General features: G+C 56.6%; 24 protein-coding genes. 1 reads left to right on the plus strand and 23 read right to left on the minus strand.

Translation table 11 applies throughout. The features are described from left to right. Positions 1–44 precede the first annotated feature (44 nt). The 18 genes from JJB07_RS17200 to JJB07_RS17285 form a co-directional block, all read right to left on the minus strand. Positions 45–1,214: a DUF5643 domain-containing protein gene (locus JJB07_RS17200; protein WP_201637165.1), complete on the minus strand. Its 1,170-nt coding sequence runs from the start codon at positions 1,212–1,214 to the stop codon at positions 45–47. 86 nt (positions 1,215–1,300) lie between these two features. After that, on the minus strand, positions 1,301–1,792 hold the full coding sequence (locus tag JJB07_RS17205) for a DUF4342 domain-containing protein (protein ID WP_201637167.1): 492 nt from the start codon (positions 1,790–1,792) through the stop codon (positions 1,301–1,303). A gap of 24 nt (positions 1,793–1,816) precedes the next feature. Continuing rightward, positions 1,817–2,572, minus strand: coding sequence for a DNA repair protein RecO (gene recO / locus JJB07_RS17210; protein ID WP_201637169.1), 756 nt, complete (start codon positions 2,570–2,572; stop codon positions 1,817–1,819). A 21-nt stretch (positions 2,573–2,593) separates the two neighbouring features. After that, positions 2,594–2,749 (minus strand): YqzL family protein, encoded by a 156-nt coding sequence (locus tag JJB07_RS17215; protein WP_201637170.1) that lies wholly within the window; start codon positions 2,747–2,749, stop codon positions 2,594–2,596. A gap of 122 nt (positions 2,750–2,871) precedes the next feature. Beyond that, positions 2,872–3,804 (minus strand): GTPase Era, encoded by a 933-nt coding sequence (gene era, locus JJB07_RS17220; protein ID WP_201637171.1) that lies wholly within the window; start codon positions 3,802–3,804, stop codon positions 2,872–2,874. Then, positions 3,776–4,195: a cytidine deaminase gene (locus JJB07_RS17225; RefSeq protein ID WP_201637172.1), complete on the minus strand. Its 420-nt coding sequence runs from the start codon at positions 4,193–4,195 to the stop codon at positions 3,776–3,778. The genes era and JJB07_RS17225 overlap by 29 nt, the downstream gene beginning before the upstream one ends. Before the next feature lie 15 nt (positions 4,196–4,210). Further along, positions 4,211–4,696 carry a diacylglycerol kinase gene (locus JJB07_RS17230; protein WP_347338362.1) on the minus strand — a complete coding sequence of 162 codons (486 nt, stop codon included), beginning with the start codon at positions 4,694–4,696 and terminating at the stop codon, positions 4,211–4,213. A 5-nt stretch (positions 4,697–4,701) separates the two neighbouring features. Beyond that, positions 4,702–5,199, minus strand: a complete 498-nt coding sequence (ybeY, locus tag JJB07_RS17235) for an rRNA maturation RNase YbeY (RefSeq protein ID WP_201637173.1) — start codon at positions 5,197–5,199, stop codon at positions 4,702–4,704. A gap of 13 nt (positions 5,200–5,212) precedes the next feature. Further along, the gene (locus tag JJB07_RS17240) at positions 5,213–7,312 is read right to left on the minus strand and encodes an HD family phosphohydrolase (RefSeq protein ID WP_201637174.1); all 2,100 of its coding nucleotides are present in this window, start codon (positions 7,310–7,312) and stop codon (positions 5,213–5,215) included. A 51-nt stretch (positions 7,313–7,363) separates the two neighbouring features. Next, positions 7,364–8,329, minus strand: coding sequence for a PhoH family protein (locus JJB07_RS17245; RefSeq protein WP_236588150.1), 966 nt, complete (start codon positions 8,327–8,329; stop codon positions 7,364–7,366). Positions 8,330–8,377: 48 nt separating this feature from the next. Beyond that, the gene (gene yqfD / locus JJB07_RS17250; RefSeq protein WP_201637175.1) at positions 8,378–9,586 is read right to left on the minus strand and encodes a sporulation protein YqfD; all 1,209 of its coding nucleotides are present in this window, start codon (positions 9,584–9,586) and stop codon (positions 8,378–8,380) included. A gap of 30 nt (positions 9,587–9,616) precedes the next feature. Beyond that, positions 9,617–9,898 (minus strand): sporulation protein YqfC, encoded by a 282-nt coding sequence (gene yqfC / locus JJB07_RS17255; RefSeq protein ID WP_347338363.1) that lies wholly within the window; start codon positions 9,896–9,898, stop codon positions 9,617–9,619. Positions 9,899–10,011: 113 nt separating this feature from the next. Continuing rightward, on the minus strand, positions 10,012–10,509 hold the full coding sequence (locus JJB07_RS17260; protein ID WP_201637176.1) for a hypothetical protein: 498 nt from the start codon (positions 10,507–10,509) through the stop codon (positions 10,012–10,014). Between the two features lie 10 nt (positions 10,510–10,519). Then, a complete protein-coding gene (floA, locus tag JJB07_RS17265) occupies positions 10,520–11,521 on the minus strand; it encodes a flotillin-like protein FloA (protein ID WP_201637178.1) in 1,002 nt (333 codons plus the stop codon). A 13-nt stretch (positions 11,522–11,534) separates the two neighbouring features. Beyond that, complete coding sequence (locus tag JJB07_RS17270; RefSeq protein WP_236588151.1) at positions 11,535–12,917, minus strand: NfeD family protein; 1,383 nt, start codon at positions 12,915–12,917, stop codon at positions 11,535–11,537. Positions 12,918–13,042: 125 nt separating this feature from the next. After that, complete coding sequence (locus tag JJB07_RS17275) at positions 13,043–13,486, minus strand: GatB/YqeY domain-containing protein (protein ID WP_201637182.1); 444 nt, start codon at positions 13,484–13,486, stop codon at positions 13,043–13,045. 16 nt (positions 13,487–13,502) lie between these two features. Continuing rightward, complete coding sequence (rpsU, locus tag JJB07_RS17280; RefSeq protein ID WP_201637184.1) at positions 13,503–13,679, minus strand: 30S ribosomal protein S21; 177 nt, start codon at positions 13,677–13,679, stop codon at positions 13,503–13,505. Positions 13,680–13,927: 248 nt separating this feature from the next. Beyond that, the gene (locus tag JJB07_RS17285; RefSeq protein WP_201637186.1) at positions 13,928–15,136 is read right to left on the minus strand and encodes a class I SAM-dependent rRNA methyltransferase; all 1,209 of its coding nucleotides are present in this window, start codon (positions 15,134–15,136) and stop codon (positions 13,928–13,930) included. A 59-nt stretch (positions 15,137–15,195) separates the two neighbouring features. On the opposite strand from JJB07_RS17285, the gene JJB07_RS17290 reads away from it, so the two are divergent. Beyond that, on the plus strand, positions 15,196–16,131 hold the full coding sequence (locus JJB07_RS17290) for a Na/Pi cotransporter family protein (protein WP_201637188.1): 936 nt from the start codon (positions 15,196–15,198) through the stop codon (positions 16,129–16,131). Between the two features lie 66 nt (positions 16,132–16,197). Here the strand turns inward: JJB07_RS17290 and deoC are convergent, their stop codons facing one another. The 5 genes from deoC to dnaJ all read right to left on the minus strand — a co-directional run bounded on the left by deoC (position 16,198) and on the right by dnaJ (position 21,482). After that, on the minus strand, positions 16,198–16,866 hold the full coding sequence (gene deoC, locus JJB07_RS17295) for a deoxyribose-phosphate aldolase (RefSeq protein ID WP_347338366.1): 669 nt from the start codon (positions 16,864–16,866) through the stop codon (positions 16,198–16,200). Between the two features lie 216 nt (positions 16,867–17,082). Then, positions 17,083–18,462 carry a tRNA (N(6)-L-threonylcarbamoyladenosine(37)-C(2))-methylthiotransferase MtaB gene (gene mtaB, locus JJB07_RS17300; protein ID WP_201637192.1) on the minus strand — a complete coding sequence of 460 codons (1,380 nt, stop codon included), beginning with the start codon at positions 18,460–18,462 and terminating at the stop codon, positions 17,083–17,085. Between the two features lie 4 nt (positions 18,463–18,466). Further along, positions 18,467–19,210 (minus strand): 16S rRNA (uracil(1498)-N(3))-methyltransferase, encoded by a 744-nt coding sequence (locus JJB07_RS17305; RefSeq protein ID WP_201637194.1) that lies wholly within the window; start codon positions 19,208–19,210, stop codon positions 18,467–18,469. Between the two features lie 65 nt (positions 19,211–19,275). Then, positions 19,276–20,211, minus strand: coding sequence for a 50S ribosomal protein L11 methyltransferase (prmA, locus tag JJB07_RS17310; RefSeq protein ID WP_201637196.1), 936 nt, complete (start codon positions 20,209–20,211; stop codon positions 19,276–19,278). Between the two features lie 149 nt (positions 20,212–20,360). After that, positions 20,361–21,482 carry a molecular chaperone DnaJ gene (gene dnaJ, locus JJB07_RS17315; protein WP_201637198.1) on the minus strand — a complete coding sequence of 374 codons (1,122 nt, stop codon included), beginning with the start codon at positions 21,480–21,482 and terminating at the stop codon, positions 20,361–20,363. Positions 21,483–21,484: the final 2 nt, after the last annotated feature.

The following is a 21,484-nucleotide window of genomic DNA, read 5'->3' on the forward strand; positions in this document are numbered from 1 at the left end:
CAAAAAGAGGAGCTGTCCGCATGATGCGGGCAGCTCCTTTTTTCTCAATTGAGGGGGATGCGCACTTCCAGCTCCGGGAGGTAGTGGCGTGCCGGGTGGTCGTGGGTGGAAGTCTTGAAGGTAAACGCTTTGTCCTGCGGGAAACGCGGGTACTCGCGGGTGAAGGTGTAGACGTCGTTCTGAACCTCCGTCGGGGTGGCGAACGAGTCGAGCGGGAGGTACTCGTGTTCGTCGGCGTCGAACACACGGATGAGGTTCACTGCCAGGAACGGGTCTGCGGCTGAGACGCGGTACGTCAGACGTGTGCGGTCCGGGAGAGTCTTCATGCCAATGACTTCCGCACGTTGATCCGGCCCGAGATCGATCTTGGTCGGTATGGTCTTGCCGTCCCACGGGGTGGTCAACAGAATCTCGTGCTGGGGCGTCATCTCATGCTTCGGCGTCATCTCGCCTTGGCCTTCGAGGTAGTACGGCTTGAGGATCAAGAGTTTTGGCGGGTCGTTGTAAAGTTGGAAATCCTGCGTGAATTTCCAAGTACCGTCGCCTCCGTTCCAAGCCGATGTGAGGATCGACTGCATCTGGCGTCCCCGTTCATCTTGGATTTCAACGTCGTTGATTTGCAAATGGTCTGCCGTCGCGGGCGTGACCGCGCTGTAGCGAATCCGCCCCGCACCTTGCCCGATCTTGACGGTGGAGAGTCGGAACAGCAGATCGCCTTTTTTCTTCTCGATGTTCGGGTTCAGCGTGATCGGTTTGCTGCTGAGTTGTCCGTTCAGTTGGAAGTTCCAGTTTCCTTCGACTTCGTTGATTTTTGGCACGTGGATGTCGAGACGGTACGTGTCGGCCACGTCGTCGACGAGGTAGAGTTGCAGTTCACCTGCCGCGTTGCGTCCAGAGGTCGGCTGTCTGCGGGACACCAGGCTCCCGTTGAGAGGTTGCATGTTGATTTTCACCTGTGCGCCGTCGAGGGAGACCGATTCACTCAGATTTTGCTCTCCTTGAATCGAGTATGGCAAAGTCATGCGGACCCCGTCGTACTGCGGGGTCCCGAATGTGACGGTGATCCCTTGATCTGTTGCCGTTCGAATCTCGATTGATTTGGTCTGCGCGGGGGCTTGTGTCGGTTCCCCCCGCCATGCGGAATATCCAAGGGCCAGGCCAAACGCCACAATTGTCGCGATGACGAGTACCCATCTGCCTTTGCTTTTGGTCATGATCACTCACCCCCTCGTGATCTTTCTCTGTTTCCATTTCATACGTAAAAATGCCTCCTTCGTTGCAGGAACGAAGGAGGCTTTTTTTAAGATGGATTCACGACCAGCGGTTGCTCGACGATTTCTTCGTGGTGCACGTTCATGACGCCCGGTTGATGACCGGAGTTCACTTCGCGCCCCGTGGAGCTCGGGAGACGCTTGTCCCAGACGAGAACATACTTGCCGGCCATCGCGGCGACCGTTGCCATCAACGTGATGTACGGGAAAAACATCGCGCCGACCGCTCCGACCGCCGTCGGGATCGTGGCGACGGTGCGGCCGCCCTTGAGGACGCGGATCTTGGTGCTTTGCCCTTTGCGGATGATGTCTTGAACCTTGTCCCAAACTTCATGGCCCATGACGGTCACACGCTCTTCGATCTGCTGCACCACGTCCGGCTTGCCCTCGGTGCTCTCCATCTCAATCAGCGCTTTGATCACGTTGCCGCCGTTGCGTTCCAGCACTTCATAGGCGCCGGAATAGCTCAAGTTGCATCGCTTGCGCAGGATGTCGATTTTCTCAAGCGTAGGCTCTGCCATTTCGATCACCTCTCCTCACAAGGACTAGAAATCGAGTTCGTATTTGTGAAGCTGATCCAAAAAGGTCCGCGTGCGCAGTTGCACACCGCTGTGCTCGTCGTAGTACTCTCGCAAGACTTTGTTCATCTGCCTCCGGACATCGTCCCCCACGTTGATCTCGCCGAGCCTGCGCACGTCCATCGTTTGAAAGACTTGCAACAGGCGAAGCGTCGCGGGCTTGATCCAAATCGCCCGTTGGTCCGCCGAGTGGCAGTCGCCGCAGAGCGGGCCGCCGTTCGTGACGCTGAACCGAATCGCGGATTCTACGTCGCGTCCACAGTTCGCACAGTGGAACAACTCCGGTCGAATGCCCGCAACGTCCAGCATCTTGACTTCGGTCAGGCGGGTGAGGATCTCCGGGTCTTTGCCATCGGCGAGGTATGAAAGCAGCGTCAGCGCAAGCAGATACAGCCCCGCCGACGGTTCGCGCTCTTCGGTAAATCGATCGATGAGTTCCATCATGTACGATGCATACGCCGTCTTGAACAAGTCCTCCCGAATCTTACGGAAGGAGTCGATCAACTCCGCTTGGGCGACCGTTCCCATCCCCCGCTCGCTGATGATGAGCAGGTAGGAGCTGTAGGTAAAAGGCTGGGAGATCGAACCTAGTTGGCTGGACGGCTTCTTCGCGCCGCGTGCCATCACGGCGATCTTCCCAAAAGTGTCGGTCAAAAGCGTCAAGATCTTGTGGTTCTCTCCATAGTCGATCGTCCGCAGGACGAGGGCTTCGACTTTTTTCATGAAGAGGCTCCTTCTTGACGATTACTCGGCCATCGCTTCGCCCTCCAACGGGTTGAGGAGGTTGTCGGCTTCGTCGATGGTGTTGCAGGAACCGCAAATCGTTTGATGCTCTTTATAGAGTAAGTAGGCATCAATCTCACCTGTACTTTCGAAATATCGCCACGAGAAATCACGCATGTAGCTCATCCTTTCGTTCCAAAGTGAGGGTGCCAAACATTGTAACCCTAGAGTTCGCAATCCGACCCTACCCTATACTATGGAATTGATGGCAGTTGTGCGCCAAACAAGTGTCCCGTGGCTTACTCTTCGGTGAAGCCAAAGTTGCGCAAGAGGTGCTCGCGGTTGCGCCAGTCTTCCTTGACTTTGACCCACAGTTCGAGGTAGACTTTCGAGCCCATCAGGCGCTCGATGTCATGGCGGGCCAGTTGTCCGATCTTCTTGAGCAGGGCCCCTTGCTTGCCGATGATGATCGCTTTCTGCGAGTCGCGTTCCGTGTAGATCGCGGCGTGGACGACGAGCATGTCTTTTTCCTCTTTGAACTGCATCTTCTCGATTTCGACAGCAATCGAGTGCGGCACTTCTTCGCGGGTGTGGTGCAGGCATTTCTCACGGATCAATTCCGCGATGATGAAGCGCTCCGGATGGTCGGTGACCATGTCGGGCGGGTAGTAGTGTGGACCCTCCGGCAAGAGGTCCATCAAGTTGTTGATCAGCGCGTCGACGTTGTCGCCCTTTTTCGCCGAGATCGGGATGATTTCGGCAAACGGGTAGTCGTCTTTGTACGAAGCGATGATGCCGAGCAGGGTTTCTTTTTCCACGATGTCGACTTTGTTGATCAAGAGGTAGACGGGGGTGTCTTTGACTTTTTTCAACAGTTCGATGATGTACTCATCGCCCGCGCCCTTGGGCATGGTGGCATCGACGAGGAACAGCACCGCTTCGACGCCGCTCAGGGTATCGGTGGCCGTTTTGACCATCTGTTCACCGAGTTTGTGCTTCGGTTTGTGGATCCCCGGGGTGTCCATGAAGATGATCTGGCCGCGCTCGTTGGTCAGAACGCCGGAGATGCGGTTGCGGGTGGTTTGCGGCTTGTCGGACATGATCGCGATCTTCTGACCGATCATGTAGTTCATCAGGGTCGACTTGCCCACGTTCGGGCGACCGATGATGGCGACGAAACCGGAATGCGTAACTTGGTTTGTATTATCCGTTTGCTTTGTTGACTGACTCATCGAGATCCTCCTTTAGAAAAGCGAAGGGCAGAAGTTCGCCCACAGTGGTTTCATACACGTTGTCGTTCAGGTTGGTCAACACGACCGGGGTGTTCGGGTCGCAGAATTCCGCCATGACTTGGCGGCACATGCCGCACGGCGAGCACGGGCCATCGGTGTCGGCGATGACGGCGATTTGCTTGATCTTAGGCTTCCCTTCCGAGACCGCTTTAAAAATCGCCGTGCGTTCGGCGCAGTTGGAGAGGCCGTACGAGGCGTTCTCAATGTTGCAGCCGGTGATGACTTGCCCGTCCTCCAAGAGCAGAGCGGCGCCAACCGGGAATTTCGAATACGGAACATACGCATGTTCACGCGCAAGTCGTGCGCGGTCGATCAATTGCTTTTGATCCATTTGTACCTCACCTCGTTATGTATGGTTGCGCTTGAAGCGCACGTAGGCCCGCCAAGAAATGGAGAGCAAAAGCAGCAGGCCCAAGGGAATGAACGCCACGTAAAACGCCATCCAGCCCGTCGTTTGCCAGTGCCGGAGTTGCAGGGGAAACAACTTGTCTGAGAAGACAAAAAAACCGACTATCACCGCATGAACCGCCGTCAAGAGGACGGCGGCTGCCGCCACGTCCTTGGCGATTTTTGCGAGCGGGTGATAGTCGTGGGTGACCAAGTCAACGACCGCTTCAATGGCTGTGTTGAACAGCTCGGCGGCCACCACGAGCACGATGGAGAAGAAAAGCAAGATCAGCTCCAACTTCGAGAGATCGAGGAACAAGGCGAGCAACATCGCGAAAAACGCCACCACGAAGTGGATGCGCATGTTGCGCTGGGTGTTCAGCGTGTGCATCATGCCCTCGATGGCATAGGAGAAGCTTTTCAGCAGTTTGCCGATGCCTGACACTTGGGTCACCCCCGCGTGAAGCCTGCAGTCTCCAAGATCGCGTCTTGGCGTCCGAACATCTCCTTCTCATCCTCGGGCGTCATGTGGTCATACCCGATCAGATGCAGGAAACCGTGAACCGTGAGGAAAGCCAGTTCGCGCTCGAAGCTGTGACCGTAGTCTGCGGCTTGGCGCTTGCACGTTTCAATCGAGATGATGATGTCGCCGAGCGTGTTGTCTTCTTCGGTTTCATCTTCTTCGTCGAACACGATCGACATTTCGTCGTCTTCGCCCTCTTGCATGGCGAAGGACAAGACGTCGGTCGGGGCGTCCTTGCCGCGGTAGGTACGGTTGAGTTCGTGGATCGCTTCATCATCGACGAGCGACACCACGACTTCTCCCGCCTCGATGTTCTCGTAGGCGGCTGCGGCCAGGATGGCTTTGGTGATCAGATCTTCGGCGTTGAACGGAAATTCTTCGCCCAACTCGTCGACGACATCGACGAGAATTTTCTGTTCGGACATAGATGTGGTCTCCTTAGTTCGATTTCGGCAGCTCCGGATACTGGATGCGGGCATGGTAGATGCCGTTTAGCGTGCGCAAAAACGCGTCGCTCACTTTGTCGAGGTCTTTGAGCGTCAAGTTGCATTCGTCGAGTTGTCCGTCATTCAGGCGATCCTTGACGATCTTGTGAATGATCGACTCGATGCGGTTCGGAGTCGGGCGGTTCATCGCTCTGACAGCCGCTTCGACCGCGTCGCAGAGCATGACGATCGCCGCTTCCTTGGACTGCGGTTTCGGACCCGGATAGCGGAAGTCGTCCGGTTGGATCGACCCGCTTTTGTCCTGTTCGAGCGCTTTGTTGTAGAAGTACCAGAGAATCGTCGTCCCGTGGTGCTGCTCGCAGATGTCGCGAATCGGTTTCGGCAATCGCGCTTCTTCCTGCATCTCCAAGCCGTCGCGAACGTGCGACGTGATGATCAGGTGCGAGAGCGTCGGGGCAATTTTGTCATGCGGGTTGTCCTTGGACAGTTGGTTCTCGATGAAGAACATCGGGCGCTTCATCTTGCCCACGTCATGGAAGTACGCACCTACCCGACAGATCAGCGGGTCGGCTCCGACCATCTCCGCCGCCGCTTCCGCCAAGTTGCCGACGATCAGCGAATGGTGGTACGTGCCGGGGGCTTCCATGAGGAGTTTTTTCAACAGCGGGTGGTTCGGGTTGGAGAGTTCGAGCAGCGAGATCGGTGTCAAGAGCCCGAATGTGCTCTCCAAGAACGGCAACACGCCGATCGTGACGACCGCCGAGAACACGCCGTTGATAATTCCGTAGAGCAACGATTGCAAGTACGGACTCAACTCGCTGCCGGTCGACGAAGTCAGAGCTTGCATCGCCGAAATCGTGACGAGGTTGCACCCTGCGATGATGAAGCCGGCGCGCATGATCACGAGACGATGCTTGACCCGCGAGACGGCAAACGTCCCGACCAAACCGCTGACGAACGACGCAAACACATATTGGAACGCGAGGTCGAACGCCACTCCGGTCAGGAGGGCAAACAAAAACGAGAGCATGATGCCAAGTTGCATATCAAACAGAATCGTCACTAACATGGTGCCCATTGCGATCGGAGTCAAGTACCCGATGTTCGGGAATCCAAGCGGCAGGAACAACGTAATCGTTTTGATCCCGAGCCCTGTCACGAGGACGATGATCGACAAGCAGAGCAGCAACAAGTTGTTGCGCGAAAGTTTGTGACGGGTCATCTCGATGTACGTGCCCAGCACCAGCATCCAGAGCAGAATGAACCCGGCGAACCCGAAGTACATCCGGTAGTTCGGACGCTTGGAGAGCAACTTGAGGTCTTCGAGCTTGGAGAGCTTCTCTTCGTCGATGCGCTCCCCTTGCTTGACGATGATCTCGCCTTTGTTGATCTGGACCGGCAATTTGTTTTGCGCCGCTTCCTCCCGTTTCTTGGAGGTCGCTTCTTGGTCGTAGATCATGTTCGGGTGGATGATCGGCTGCACGAATTCCTTGACGATCAAGCGGCCGTCACGGTCGAGGTCGGCGTACGCAAGTTGCGCGTCGAGCTTCGAGCCGATGTTCGGCAAATTGTCGTCTGTGATGTTCTCCGAGTAGATCTTCTGAGTGACGCGGGTCGCTTCTTTTTTGTAGGAAGCGAGCGTGTCGGGCGTCTGTTGGAGCAGTCTCTTGATCGTCTCGTCCGAGACGTTGATCGGCGGGTTGAGGTTCTTGAAGGCGGCCAACTTGTCCGCGTCTTTGACCGAGGCATCGGCGGCGACTTTTTGCACGTTGTCGAGGAAGGTGTTGATGCTCTGGTAGGCTTTGTCCTCGACTTCGATATCGCGGTTGAACTGAGGCCCGACTTCCTTGCGGGCCTCATCGCGCAACCGCTTGGTCGCCTGCGTGTCAATGGCGTCGGTCGGCGCCTTGATCGTCTTCTCAGCGACCGATCCGACATCGTAGTTGAACCGTTCGGGCAACACGTTGCCAAGAAAGAGAAGATAGAGCAAGGCGGAGAGGACGACGTAGATCGAGAGCCGAAGCGAACGGCTTTGCCGCAGCTCCGGGCTCAATGTGATCTGGCGAATATGTTTCAGCAGATTGCTCCTCATAACTTCTTCGTCTCCTTACGGTCAGCCTCTCCCCATTGTCGCGGGCTGTGATTACACGTCGGCGTTCTGATCGTACGCCTGGATGATCTTCTGGACGAGGTGGTGACGGACGACGTCTTGCTCACTGAGGAAGATGAAGGAGAGATCCCCCACGTTCTGCAGCACTTTGATGGCGGAGTTCAACCCCGATTGCTTGCCGCGCGGCAAGTCGATCTGGGTGACGTCGCCGGTGACGACCATCTTGGAGCCAAAGCCCAAGCGGGTCAAGAACATTTTCATCTGTTCGGGCGTGGTGTTCTGCGCTTCGTCGAGGATGACAAAGCAATCCTCAAGCGTGCGACCGCGCATGTACGCAAGCGGGGCCACTTCGATCAGACCGCGCTCCATGTACTTGGTGGTGTTCTCTTGGCCGAGGACATCGTACAGGCCGTCGTACAGCGGGCGCAGGTACGGGTCGACTTTCTCTTGCAAGTCGCCCGGCAAGAACCCGAGGTTCTCCCCCGCTTCCACGGCGGGACGAGTCAGGACGATGCGCTTGACTTCGTTTTTCTTGAGCGCTTGCACCGCCATGACGACGGCGAGGTAGGTCTTGCCCGTACCGGCGGGGCCGACGCCGAAGACGATGTCTTTTTTCTTGATCGCACGTATGTAGTCGCGCTGACCCAACGTCTTGATGCGGATCGACTTGCCCTTGACGGTGGTGGCGATCTCCTCGGAGTAGAGTTCGAGCAACTCCTCGGCCGCCCCTTGCTTGGCCAGTTTGATCGCATAGGCGATGTCGCGCTCCTTGACGACCTGGCCTTTGCGCACCAATTTCAAGAGCGTGTCAAAAAGCGACTCGACCGTCGCCAGCTCCTCCGGGTCGCCGGTCAGCGTCAGTTCGACACCTCGCGCATGAATCTTCGCCGTAAACTCCGCCTCGATCTGCTTCATGTAGGCGTCGTGCGGCCCGAACAGAAGCGTGGCTTCGTTGTTGTCCTTCAGTACGATCTTCTTCGTCACCCATTGATTGTTCAATAGAGGATTCCACTCCTTCTGCTGAAATCGGATTTATATAGGATGCCCTTATTGTTTCTTCGCTTGTGGATCAGCCGGGGCTTGCGGTGTAAATTCCTGCGGTTGGCCGATCTCCTCTATTGCCTTGTTCAGGATGGATATCTCTAACTTACCATCTTTCAAACCTCTCTGCAAAACATTTTGACTCTCCACTACCCCATTTTTTCCCACTTTGGTGAGAACATCCGCTTTGGCGAACTCCTTGGCGAGGTCGAGCGCTTCCGCTTCGGTGAGTTCCGCTTTCTGCGTTTGAGTCTCTTTGTACACGGCGTGACGGTACTGAATCGGGAACGTGAACGAGCCGATCGTCAGCGCTTTGTCGTCGTTGTCCGTCTCCATTTCTTGGAACGGAATCTGTCCATAGCCCCAGATCTGCACCGGATGCCCCCAGAACGTCAGGAAGTGTTTTTCGACCGAATTGCCCGTGTACGCTTTGCTCTCCGCTTGCAAGGGAATCGTGAGGTCGCTGCGGTACCACGTCTCCGCTTTGATGATGCCGGCGGCGTGAACCGATTTGTTGCCAAGCGAGCCGTTGATCAGGACTTGCCCGACTTGTACCACTTGACCGCGCACGACGGCCGCTTTGCCTTTGTGTACAAAAATCTCGCGGACGGTCGCTTTCTTCGGAGAGACGATGTTTTGCGGGTTGGTCGGTTGCGGCGTGGTGCCCGGAATTTTATCCACCGCTTGGATCGTGACTTTGGTTCCTTGCACTTGCACGCCGACCCACGACAATTGCGGCAGTTTGTCCAGCAACTGCGTTTGCAAAATGTCCGTATCCGGCAGTTTACCCTTCCAAGCGCCTCGGTAAATCCCCACTTCCTTGGCAACTTCCTCGACAGTCTCCGGCGAGACGCGCTTGAGGTCGCCGGTGACTTCGATGTTCCACACCATCGAGGTGATCACGTAAAACGAAACGAGAAACGTCAGAGCGCCCGCGAGGAAAAACTTCCTCCTCCACGCGCGCCAAGCCAGAAAAGGAACGCCGAGCTTGCGTTCAAAGTGAATGCGCGTATGAGTTTCGCGCAAGATGGAACGCAAGCTCTTTACGTCGTCGCGATGCATCCGCAGTCGGTAGGTGTTGCCTTTGGTCTGGGAGATCTCCCAGAGCTCGATCCCGGCCTGGGTCGCCCGATTTAACATCTCGGGGACCGCTTCCCCGCGAACGGTCAGCACCACATAGCCTCGCCAAAAATCCAACAGCCATCTTCCGAGCATGGTACGGTTCCTCCTGTTACGAATAGTCGGCTAGTCTTGATATTTAATGCCGCTGATACTCCCTTCGATGACCACTTCGGTGGGAAAAATCTGCTTGATCACAAGTTCCTTGCCATTGACGTGCAACTGGCCTTCCGTCAGGGCAAGGCGCAGGAGATCGTCTCGGAACTCCACGATGCCGCGATAATTCTCCACGTACAGTTGCAGGCCGCCGATGAGGGTGATTCGCGGTACATTCAACACCGAATCCTTCGGCACATCGAGCATATCGGCCGCCAATTTCTTCACGCGTTGACGCCAAGAAGCGCGCACAGACGTCACCCTCCTTCTGCTTCAAATCTATGCGGTTCTTCTCACATGTATGGCTTATGAACGAAAAAAAGACCTCTCCGCACTGGGCGGGAGGTCTTTTCTCAAGAGAGTGTTCAGCGGTGCTTGCCGGGTTTCCAAGGACGCAGGGAACGCGGCGGATCGAGGGCTTCTTTGAGGAGCAAAGCTTGTGAGAGCGTCTGACGGTCCAGGTGCAGAGGATGTTTTGCCTTCTGCGGGGCCGGTGACTCGTCAAGGCGCGAGTGGCGCACATGGAGAGATTCGTGTACAGACTCGTGTACGATCTCACGCTGCGACTCTTGGAGGTCTTCCAAGTCCATGTGGACAGACGGCTGGACCGGTTCCATCCAGTCTTCGTTGTCATGGTTTTCCGGGTCGGGCTTTGACGTGCCGAAGATCCATTCGTACGCAGTCTGTTCACGAGGAGACTGCGGTTGCGATTGATGTTGCTCGTGCTTCACTTGCACTTGTTCTTGCTCTTGTTGCGGCGCTTCCTGCCGGTGCTGTTGCCGGCGTGCGGTTTCTTGCTTCACGCGGCGGAGGATGGAGACGACAGCACCGATGAGGACTATGATCGCCCAGAGTCCGGACATGGGGCGTCACCTACTTTTTCGTAATGTCCTTGATCGGCTGGTCGTCGTCGCCGACTCTGGCGAGAGATTGGCGCATCTCGGTGTCGGCGTTGAGGTTCTGCAAGTTCAGGTAGTCCATGACACCCAGTTTGCCGCTGCGCAAAGCTTCTGCCATCGCATGCGGGACTTCGGCTTCCGCTTCCACAACTTTGGCGCGCATCTCTTCGACGTACGCTTTCATCTCTTGTTCACGGGCAACGGCCATCGCACGGCGTTCCTCCGCTTTGGCTTGCGCGATGCGTTTGTCCGCTTCCGCTTGGTCGGTTTGCAATTGCGCCCCGATGTTTTTGCCGATATCCACGTCCGCGATGTCGATGGAGAGAATTTCAAACGCCGTTCCGGCGTCGAGACCCTTGGAGAGAACCGTTTGCGAGATCGCATCCGGGTTCTCCAAGACTTTTTTGTGCGATTCTGCCGAACCGATGGTCGTGACGATGCCCTCCCCGACGCGGGCAAGAATCGTCTCTTCGCCGGCACCCCCGACCAGACGGTCGATGTTGGCGCGAACGGTGACGCGGGCGCGAACTTTGACTTCGATCCCGTCCTTGGCTACGGCAGCGACGATCGGAGTTTCGATGACGCGCGGGTTGACCGACATCTGTACCGCTTCGAGCACGTTCCGACCTGCGAGGTCGATCGCCGCCGCTCGTTCAAACGGCAAGTTGATGTCTGCGCGTTCGGCCGCAATCAGGGCGTTGACGACGCGGTCGACGTTGCCCCCTGCGAGGAAGTGACTTTCCAGTTGGTTCGTGGTGATCGCAAGCCCCGCTTTGTGCGCTTTGATCAGCGGGTTGACGATGCGCGACGGAATGACCCGACGCAGACGCATCCCGATCAAATTGAAAATCGAAATTCGGATGCCGGCCGCCCACGCGGAGATGTACAGGGCAACCGGAATGAACGTGAAAAGTACAGCCAGTACGATCAGGCCGAGCGCGATGAGGACCAAAAGCCCTACAGTCGCAGTATTCATACGAAAACCTCCTTCAAATGTCTGACTGCTCTTCGGGCAGTCTCGGGATCACGAGGTTCGCGTCGCCGTCCTTGGGTTTGGCTTTGACGACGATTCTCGTGCCTTCAATCAACACGATCTGCACGTCGGTCCCGACCGGCACAAAAGCCCCGTCGCTGACCACGTCAAATCGCTGCCCGTTAAAAACGGCGGTGCCCGCCGGACGCAACGGAGTCACGGTGCGCCCGACTTGGTAGAGCATGTGGCGAAGGTTGCGGTTCGGGGTGTAACCGGCCGCTTTCTCCTGCACGTCGGTGTGAATCAAGCGGTTCCAGACGCCGAGATGCCCGAAATACTTGAACAGCACGGCGACCACGACGGCCGCGAGCGCCAGTGCGACCAACATGACTTTGATACCATACGTCGTGTCGTACGCCGCCATGACAACCCCTGTGCCGACCGCCAGCACGCCAAGCGTTCCGAGGATGCCGAATCCGACGACGAAGATCTCGGCCACGAGCAGGATGATCCCCGCAACGAACAGAATTACCGCTTCCCACCCGGCAAATCCGGCGACCATACTCCCGAAGAAATACAACCCCAAGCACGCCACACCGATCAATCCCGGTACGAAGTGACCGGGCAACAACAACTCGGCACCGAGTCCGATCAAACCCAGAATCAACAAAAGCGGGATGACCGTCGGCTTCGTGACGAAACGGGCGATTTTCTCCGCGACGGACGGCTGGAAGTCTTGGATGGACGCTTGACCAAATCCGTAGTTTTGAAGCGCCCCCTGCAACGTCGGGAACACCCCGTCTGCAAGGTTGTGCTCGACGGCCTGTTGCGCCGACAGCGAAACCAACTCGCCGCGCTCCTTCACACCCGGAATTTCGGTGTTGCGATCGACCATGCCGACGGCGAGTTTTTCATCACGGCCCTGAAACTCCGCCGCAGCCGTCATCTCCGAGCGCCAGAACGCCACCACTTTCGGATCAACAGGCTCACCGTCTGAGTTGCGCACTTCGGCGGCTCCAATCGTGGAACCGGGTGCCATCGCGATGTGCGTGGCGTTCATGGCGAGATAAGCGCCTGCCGAAATCGCATGCCCGCGAATGTAGGCGATGACCGGTACGTTTGACGAGCGGATAAGATCGGCGATCTCCACGGCGGCGTCGATGCGCCCGCCCAGTGTGTTGATGTCGAGCACGATCACTTGCGCCCCGCTGTCTTTCGCTTCTTGGAACGCATGTTTCAGCGTCGCCGCAAGTCCGGTTTCGATCTCGTTCTGCACCGGAATCACGAACACCGACTTCGCGGGTTCTGCCTTTGCAGGTGTCAGCACAAAAAACGTCGTCCAACAGAACAGCAAGAGGAGGAGAACCCGAAACCCTCTCCAAGAGGGAGCTCTCATCATAGGGAACCTCCTTTCCCAATTTCAAATCCTTAGTAGTTCTTACGGATGAACGTAAGAAAAGTTCCAAGAAAAAAAGTCCATAAAAAAACCATGCACTCCGTAGAGTACATGGTTTCTTCGCTTTTCTATTGAAGCTCTTGTGTAACCACTTGGTTCACGAGCTTGCCATCCGCACGGCCCTTGACCTTCGGCATGAGAGCCCCCATGAGTTTCCCCATGTCTGCTTTGCTCGCGGCACCCGTTGCTGCGATGGTTTCCTGCACGATGGCGCGGATCTCATCTTCAGTCAGTTGCTGCGGGAGATAGTCCATGAGGACTTGAATCTCGGCAGTGGCTTCCTCCACCAGGTCTTGGCGGCCGCCAGCTTCGAAAGCTTGGAGGGAATCGCGGCGTTGTTTCAGCTCACGATTCATCACGTTGATGACGTCCTCATCGGAGAGTTCACGTTGTTCGTTAATCTCCAGATTCTTCATCGCGGTACGAATCATGCGAATAACCGACAAGCGAACTTTGTCCTTGTCCTTCATCGCCTGCTTCATGTCATTGGTAAGACGTTCGGTTAAACTCATGACTCAGGTGGCCTCCTTAGAATTTCTTCTTCTTGCGGGCAGCCTCGGACTTTTTCTTGCGGGCTACGCTGGGCTTTTCGTAATGTTTGCGTTTTTTCACTTCCGCGAGGATGCCATCCTTAGCGGTTGCACGCTTAAATCTACGAAGTGCGCTATCTAAAGATTCATTTTTACGAACCTTGACTTCAGACATTTGATTTCCCTCCCTCCGCCAAGCAACATCAGCCGAGAAATACATACGGCAAATAACGAGAATCCGTCAGAGAACATTATAATATACCAAGTAAAACTATGTCAACTGAGGGACCATCGGAGTACCCGATAATTATAAGCCATTGGCACAGAAAAGTAAAACCCTCTATCCCTGTTGTTCTCTTGTGGCACTGAATACTTCGACGAAGGGGAGGTCAACTCCTCCCTCGTCTTGTATTTTTCCCTCAATTAGCGACGGCTTCGAACTTCAAAGATCGCGAATTTGAGATAGTTGTTTTCATCCATCCCGTGTAATTTAGGATGGTCCTTGCCGGCCGTTCTGTATTCCACGAGTCGCAACACTTTTTTCGCATCGAGCGCCGCTTCGGCAATCGTTTCCATGAACAGGTCCGAATGCATGTGGTACGAGCAGGACGCGGTGACGAGGAAGCCGCGCTCCTTCACCAATTTCATGCCGCGCAGGTTGATTTCCTTGTACCCGCGGACGGCACCCGGAACGGCGTGACGGCTTTTTGCAAAAGCGGGCGGGTCGAGGATGACGACGTCCCACTGACGCTTCTCCCGCTCCCATTCGCGCAGTTGTTCAAACGCATCGGCGACGACGAATTCAAAATCGGCTTTGTCTTCGAAGCCGTTCAGCTCGACATTGCGAATCGCCGTGTCAATCGCGTGCTCCGAGATGTCGAGCGTCGTGATGTTCGTCGCGCCAAACGCGGCGGCGTGGACGGTGAACGACCCCGTATGCGAGAAGCATTCCAGCACGGAAGCACCCGGTTCGCCCTCGGTCGTTTGTTTGACGAGGTCGCGGATCGCCGCTCTGTTTTCCCGTTGGTCGAAGAAATATCCGGTTTTCTGCCCGCCGACGACGTCGACGACCATTTTCAGACCGTTTTCTTCAATGATCACATCGCCGCCGAGTTCGCCGTGCAAGAGGCCGGTGCGTTGTTCCAAGCCTTCCAGTTCACGGACGCCGACGTCGCTGCGCTCGTAGATCGCTTTCGGATTGAGAACGTCCTTGAGCGCTTGCAAGATGAGGTCTTTGCGGACTTCGATGCCAAGCGAGAGAATTTGCAGGACCAGCACGTCGCCGAACTTGTCCACCACGAGGCCGGGCAAGTAGTCCGCTTCCCCGTAGATCAAACGGAACGAGTCCGAATCGACGAAACGGCGGCGGTAGTCATAGCACTCCTGCACTTTGCGGGTGAAAAACGCCTGGTCGATCTCTTCGCCCGGCGTATAGGTCATGACGCGAACGGAAATCTGGGATTTCGGGTTGTAATAGCCGCGCGCAAGAAAAGCACCGCGATGGTCTTGGACATCGACGATGTCGCCGGGCGCCGCAACGCCTTCGAGACGCTCGATTTCGTTGTTGAATACCCACGGATTGCCCGCTTCGAGACGCTTTTTGCGCGTTTTTTTCAAGATGATGTTTGCCATAGAAGTTGTCTCCTTCGCATACATGTTAGTATGTGAGTTTGTCCCAGGAGGTGGATCGTATGCTGTGGAAATCCACGCTTTTGCTCATATTGGGCTTGGGCGGGTTTCTCGCCGGGATGTGGATCATGCGAACCGGCATGGAAAAAATGGCGGTGGACCGCCTGCCGGAGATTATCAAACGCTTTGTCAAAACGCCCACGAGAGGCTTGCTGACGGGGACGGTCTTGACGGCGTTGATTCATTCGAGCGCGGGAGTGACGATCATCTCCATCGGGTTGGTCAGCGCCGGAGCGATGACGTTCGCCGACTCGCTCGGGGTCATTCTCGGATCTAACATCGGGACGACGGTAACGACACAAGTGTTGTCGTTCGGAATTCAGCAGTTGTTCCTCCCGTTTCTCATCGTCGGCGCGATTCTTTCGATTTTCTTGCGGGGGACGTACAAGTACATCGGTCTCGCCGTGCTCGGCTTTGGCGCGATCTTCCTCGCGTTGGAGTTGATCGAGCGCGCCTTGGAGCCGCTGTCCGCCATGCCGTGGTTCCGAGACATCCTCGCGTACTCTTCGAACCATCCGTTGCTCGGCGTTCTCGCCGGGACCGTGTTGACGGCGATGATTACTTCGAGCACAGCGACGACGATGCTGACGATTGTACTGGCTTCGCAAGGTTTGGTGGACTTGCCCGGTGCAATTGCGATCATTATCGGCAACAACATCGGAACGACCGTTACGTCGATCATCGCGGCGGTCGGAACTCCGCTCAATGCCAAGCGGGTGGCACTGGCGCACATCATTTTGAATGTGCTAGGCGGTGCTGCGTTCCTGCCGTTCATCGGCGGGTTTGCCGAACTGTGCCGCTGGTTTGGCGGAGACATCGGCGTTCAAGTTGCGACTTCTCATCTGCTGTTCAACTTGATTTCGTCGCTTGCGGTCTGGCCGTTTACGAAGTGGTTTGCCAAGTTGGTCTGCTGGATGATGCCGGAGAAAAAAACGTAGGTCGCAGTTGCACGGGTTATGTAAGGGAGCGTCGGTCCTCGGAGGGGACGGGCGCTTTTTTACCGCTTAGTAGTTCTCTTGAGAGACTTGGCCTTGAACGATGGCAACGCCGGCGGAGCAGCCGATGCGGTTGCAGCCTGCTTCCATGACGCCTTGTGCATCTGCGAGCGAGCGAACGCCGCCGGATGCTTTGACCCCCGTGTTCGGGCCGACGACGGCACGCATGAGGGCGACGTCTGCCGGAGTGGCCCCGCCTGTCGAGAAGCCGGTGGACGTTTTGACGAAGTCGGCTCCTGCGGCGACGGAGAGCAGAGACGCGATCGCTTTTTGCTCGTCGGTGAGCAAGGAGGTTTCGATGATGACTTTGGTGAGGGCTTGGTCTTTGACCGCGTCGACGACCGTTTTGATCTCTTCGTAAACGGCTTTGTAGTCTCCTGCGCGCATCAGGCCGTTGGAGATGACCATGTCCACTTCGTGAGCGCCGTTGGCGACGGCGTTTTTCGCTTCGAACGCTTTGACTTCTGCGGTCGTCGCTCCGAGCGGGAAGCCGATGACGGTGCAGACTTTGACTTCTGTGTCGGCGAGTGCCTTGGCACAGCGGGCGACGTAGATCGGGTTGATGCAGACAGCGGCGAACTTGTATTGAGCGGCTTCGGCGCAGAGTTGATCAATCTGCTCCGGAGTGGCTTCCGGTTTGAGCAAAGTATGATCGATAATCGAAGCGGCTTGGTCCACGGGAACTTGGGTGAAGGCGCCGGTCGGTTCATGAGTGAAACCGATCGCATCGCGGACGGCCGCGCGTGCGGATTCGATGATCTGTTGCATGTTGGATTCCTCCTAGCTTTGAAAAAACGGGCGATTTTTCCACAATCCCTATCACTATAGCATAGTTTGCCCAAAAAAATCCCCCACACAGTTTCCTGCGCGGGGGATTCTTGACGATCGAACGAATTACAGCATTTCCAATTCCATCGCACCTGCGAACTGGCCTTCCTCAATCGGGGCGATGACTTTCTCGGTGAAGGTCAATCGCTCCACGAACGTGCCTTGCGACACTTCAGGACCGGCTGCGTCGAGACGGACTGCACAGACTTCACCGAGCAGTTCGTCATCGCCGTCGAACACGACTTTGATGTAGTTGTCGGTATACCCGATCAGTTGGCCGTTCTCGTCGCGCTCTTCCGGAATGACTTCCAACACGTCTCCCAAGAAACGGGTCGAGTACTTCACTTGGAGGGTGTTCGCCAACTGAATCAGTCGGGTGACACGCGCTTCCTTCTCACGCTCGGTCAACTGGTCCTTGTACTTCGCGGCCGGCGTAAAGTTGCGGCGGGAGTACGGGAAGACGTGCAGGTCGGCAAACTCTTGGTCTTTGATGAAGTTGTACGTTCCTTCAAAGTCCTCGACCGTCTCGCCCGGGAAGCCGACGATGACGTCCGATGTGATGGCGACGTCGCCCAAGGCGCCGCGGACTTTTTTCACCGCTTCGGCGAACTCTTCGATGGTGTACTTGCGGTTCATGCGGTCCAACACGCGGTTCGAACCCGCTTGCAACGGGATGTGCAGGTGGCGGACGATCTTGGTGGACTTCGTCATGACGTCGATCATCTTGTCATCGAGCTCCGACGCTTCGATGGACGAGATGCGGATGCGGCGCAGGTCCGGCACTTTTTCTTCCAGATCGCGCAGCAGGTCTGCGAGGTTGTAGTTCTCCAGATCGTCGCCGTAGCCCCCGGTGTGAATCCCGGTCAGGACGATCTCGTAGTAGCCCGCTTCCACCAGTTTCTTCGCTTGGCGGATGACGTTCTGCGGATCGCGGCTGCGAATGAAGCCGCGGGAGTACGGGATAATACAGAACGTGCAGAAGTTGTTGCAACCTTCCTGAATCTTCAGCGAGGCGCGGGTGCGGTCGTTGAAGGAAGGCACGTCCAATTCTTCGAACTCGCGCTGCTTGCGGACGGAAGAGACCACTTTGAACGGGCTCTTCTCTTCTTGCGCGCGCTCTACGTATTCCAGAATTTTCTCCCGACCTTGCGTCCCGATGACGAGGTCGACGCCCGGAATCTCCAAAATTTCATCCGGTGCAACCTGTGCGTAACAACCGGTTACAACGATGGTTGCATCCGGGTTGCGGCGAATCGCGCGGCGAATCATCTGGCGCGATTTTTTGTCCCCGGTGTTGGTGACGGTGCAGGTGTTGATGACATAGCAATCGGCGATGTCTTCGAAGTCCACTTGCGCCCAGCCTTTGTCATGGAACAAGTGCCAGATCGCTTCGGTGTCATACGAGTTGACTTTGCAACCCAATGTGTGAAAAGCAACGGTGCTCATGAATTCAACCTCCCATCTCACCATAGTGATAGTAAATGCAAGTCGCGGCCACCAGTCCGGCCGTTTCCGTGCGCAATATGCGAGGCCCAAGCGTCACGGGGAGTGCTCCCCGGCTCAGGGCCGTTTCAACTTCCGAATCGGCGATGCCGCCCTCCGGTCCGATCAGCACACAGATGTGCTGGGCGTCGGGAGCGTCTGCCAACACTTCGCGCAAGCTTCTTGCTTTTTCTCCTTCGTAGGGTACGACTACGAGGTCGAATCCGTCAAGAGAGTTCATCACTTGTTTGAAGCTCATCGGTTCTGCAATGGACGGAACCAAGTTGCGGTGCGCTTGTTCAGCCGCTTCTTTGGCGATTTTCTGCCAGCGGTCGCGGCGTTTCTGTTCCTTTTTGGCGTCGTATTGGACGACGCAGCGCGCCATGTCCACGGGGACGAAGCGGTTGATGCCGACCTCTGTTCCCTTTTGGACAATCAACTCCATTTTATCACCTTTGGGCAGGCCCTGCGCCAAGGTAATTTTTACACGCGATTCCGGGGAGTGGACCAACTCTTCCACGACACGGCCCGTGACCGTGGTGTCCCCAAGGTCGGTGAGTTCCACGCGAAACGCGTGGCCGAGACCGTCGCAAACGATGACTTCCTCTCCCGCTTCCATGCGCATGACGCGGACGATGTGCTTCACATCGTCCCCCGTGATCGCAATGCGGCCGTCGGCGATTGCGTCCGGCTGTACGAAATAACGTTGCACGCAGGACCCCTCCTTTTTCGAAAAAGCGCCGCTGTCCGCCGTGCGGACATTGGCGAACTCGCTGATTATGCCAGTTTGGCGACGAAGGCGACCCAGTCGTCTTCGGTGAATTTGTCCACGATGCGGAAGCCTTGAGCTTCCAACTCGGTGCGGACGATGTCGGCTTTTTCCTTAATAATGCCGGATGTGATGAACGTGCCGTCCGGTTTGAGCACTTCGCGCGCAGAGCTGACCATGAGCAAGATGATCTCGGCGAGGATGTTCGCGACGACGATGTCGAATTTCTCGTCTACGCCTTTGAGCAAGTCGTTGGCGCGGACGGTGATTTTGTCGGAAACGCCGTTGAGTTCGACGTTCTCCTGCGCGACTTGCACCGCGACCGGATCGAGGTCGAGTGCAAGGACGCTGCCGGCGCCGAGTTTGGCACACGCGATGGAGAGAATGCCCGTGCCGCAACCGACATCGACCAGCGTATCGCCCGGTTGGATGATCTTGTCCAACACGCGAATGCACAGGTTGGTCGTCGGATGCGTGCCGGTGCCAAACGCCATGCCGGGATCGAGTTCGATCAGCACTTCGCCCTCTCGCGGGGTGTATTCTTCCCACGTCGGCTTGATCGTCAGGCGTTCGGTCACTTGGACGGGGTGGTAGTATTTTTTCCACTCGTTCGCCCATTCTTCCTCATCGGCAATCCGAACTTCGACTTTTGCGGTGCCCGGTTCGATTCCGAGCTCACGCAGGCCTTGAATTTCTGCTTGAATCTGTCCGGTCATCTCGTCTTGCCAGATTTCCAGCGCCACATACGCCTTCACACGCACGCCCGATTCCGGGAAATCGGCCGGGTTCAGCCCGTAGATCTCGCCATAGCGGTCTTCCCACGTGCGGGTCAAGTCGTTGCTGTCTTCCAGCACGACGCCGTTGGCCCCGTAACGTTCCAAGATCGCGGATACCGCCTCCACTGCATCGGAGGTGGTCAGCACTTGCACTTCCGCCCACTGCATCTATTTTCCCCCTTTGGGATCACTCTCACATTTTGGACATGCAAAAGTAAAAATACCATACCTGCAAAAATAAATCCACAGGTGATAGGATGCCCGCAATCGGCGGGTTCCTACCCTGTGGATTTTTTCATAACCCTTGATTCAAAACCCTAGCGGAGCAGGTCTTTGAGTTTGTCGAACAGCGTGCGTTGTTGCTCGTGCGTCTCTTCGCCCATCGTCGAGGCCAACTCGCGAAGCAGTTCCTTCTGCTTGTCGGTCAGCGACGTCGGGGTGATGACGACGACGCGCACATGCTGGTCGCCACGTACATTGTTGCGGTTGAGCACCGGGATGCCCTGACCGCGAAGTCGGAAGATTTGCCCGGACTGGGTACCTTCCGGAATACGTAATTTTGCTTTGCCGTCGATGGTCGGCACTTCGATCTCGTCGCCGAGCGCCGCTTGCACGAACGTCAGCGGCACTTCGCAGAACACATCCTCGCCCTCGCGTTCGAAGAAATCGTGATCGCGTACGACGAGCACGACGAACAAGTCGCCCGCCGGGCCGCCCTTGGTGCCCGCTTCGCCTGCGCCGGAGATGCGAATGCGGTTGCCCGTGTCTACGCCGGCCGGAACTTTGACTTTGATCTGACGACGGCGGCGTACTTTGCCTTCGCCTTGGCAGGAGCCGCACTTTTGCTCGATCTTCTTGCCCGAGCCGCCGCAGGTGCGGCAAGTGGTGCGGTTGACCATGCGACCGAGCGGGGTGTTGACGATCTGCTCTTGCTGCCCGCTGCCGTTACAAGTCGGGCACGTCGAGACGTTGGTGCCCGGTTTCGCTCCGGAGCCGTCGCAGGTGTCGCATTCCTCCCAGCGCGGGATCTCGATGGTTTTTTCCGTACCGAACGCAGCTTCCTTGAATTCCACTTGCATCTGGTATTGGAGGTCTTGACCTCTTTGCGGGCCGTTGCGCTGCCCACGACCGCCGCCTCCACCGCCGAAGAACATGTCAAAAATGTCTCCGAAGTCGCCGAATCCTCCAGCGCCGCCGCCACCGCCGCCGAACTGGTTCGGGTCTTGGTGACCGAAACGGTCGTAGCGGGCGCGTTTTTCGGAATCGGACAAGTTCTCGTAGGCTTCGGTGACTTCCTTGAACTTGTCACCGGCGTTCGGATCGTCTTTGTTGACGTCCGGATGATATTGGCGCGCTAGTTTGCGGTACGCCTTTTTGATCTCCTCGGGGGAGGATTCCTTGCCAACCCCGAGGACGTCATAATAATCTCGTTTGCTCACGA

The organism is Tumebacillus amylolyticus (genome assembly GCF_016722965.1).
Lineage (GTDB): Bacteria > Bacillota > Bacilli > Tumebacillales > Tumebacillaceae > Tumebacillus > Tumebacillus amylolyticus.